Here is a 1,292-nt window from a genome sequence, read left to right on the forward strand (position 1 = left end):
GTTCTGCGTAGACGAGAAGACGGCAATTCAGGCTCTGGACCGTAAAGACCGGATGCTGCCGCTGTCGCCCGGGCGCGCCGAGAGCCACGGCTTCGAATACAAGCGCAACGGCACGCTGAGCCTGTTCGCCGCGCTCAACACGAGAACCGGGGAAGTCATCGGCAGGACGGCGCCGCGCCATACCAGCGAGCAGTTCGTGGCCTTCCTCACCGACGTTATCGCCAGCCAGCGGCCCAAACAAGAGATCCATGTGATCTGCGACAACGTCAGCAGCCACAAGACCCCGCGCGTGCAAGAGTTCCTGCGGCAACACCGAAACGTGCGGTTGCATTACACGCCGACCTATACCTCCTGGCTAAATCAGGTGGAGAACTGGTTCTCGCGCATTCAGCGCGACGTGATCGCGCGAGGCATCTTCACCACAGTAAAAGATTTGGAGCGCAAGCTGATGCGCTATATCCGCGAGCACAGTGCGACACGTGTCGCCGTCAGCCGCGCGTCAAGCGGCATGCAGTAGGCGGTAAAGCTCGTCTCTGTCTTGTCACGCTTCACAAAATACCGTGTTGCCGTGACCTGCTGTACGGCCAGCAGTTGCCTACTTGGACAGGCGCGGCGGGTAACTGCCGGGTCTGAAGCTCCAAGGACAATGTACTCGTCGAAAGACACCACGCTCGGCGACGATATGTGGTGACGCTGCGAGCCATAATGCGGCGTCGAGGCTAGGCAATTTCCGCATGCGCAACGAATGTGAATCGTCGATAAACCTCGTAACGGATGATGGGCCGAAGCGGCTAATGGGCCCAAACCAAAAGGTATGCAGCCGGTTGCTCCTCTTGTGCTTGGGGGTACGCCGTCATAATGCTGCCGGGGAATAGACGGGCGCTAAACGGATAGGCCCGATGGCATTCGGGTCGGCAGAAACGGGAACGTGGTAAACCCGATCCTCCGCCACGATTTCGGATTATTGAAATCGTGGCAGGTACGCCGTAAGGGGAAGCTGTTGGGGGAGCGGGCATGAGAACGCGGAAAAAGCGAACGGCGTGCGGTAATAGCTCGCATAGGGGTTCGAGATTTGCCCTAACCCGAAAGGGTGCAGACTTCCGCGTGGTGCAGTTGTCGCGAGTCCACGTTTTAGATTCATCGAGGGGAAGCTTGTGAGAGACCCGGTATCACTACGGTTCAGCGCCCTTCGTCTCAGCGATGAGGCGAGTCAACAATGTGACGCTTGCGAAGGGCTCGTGCAGTTGGCGAGACCGGCGTTAATGCGACGCTTAATGCTGTGCTCGAGCCGT

Annotated in this window: 1 protein-coding gene; it reads left to right on the top strand. The window is 58.7% G+C overall.

The window, feature by feature from the left end:
• Positions 1 to 517 (top strand): IS630 family transposase (locus tag M3A49_RS42235; protein WP_266233981.1); only part of this gene is annotated, 517 nt, incomplete at its 5' end.
• Between the last annotated feature and the right edge of the window lie 775 nt (positions 518 to 1,292).

It is taken from the genome of Paraburkholderia sp. CNPSo 3076, from assembly GCF_026343935.1.
Lineage (GTDB): Bacteria > Pseudomonadota > Gammaproteobacteria > Burkholderiales > Burkholderiaceae > Paraburkholderia > Paraburkholderia nodosa.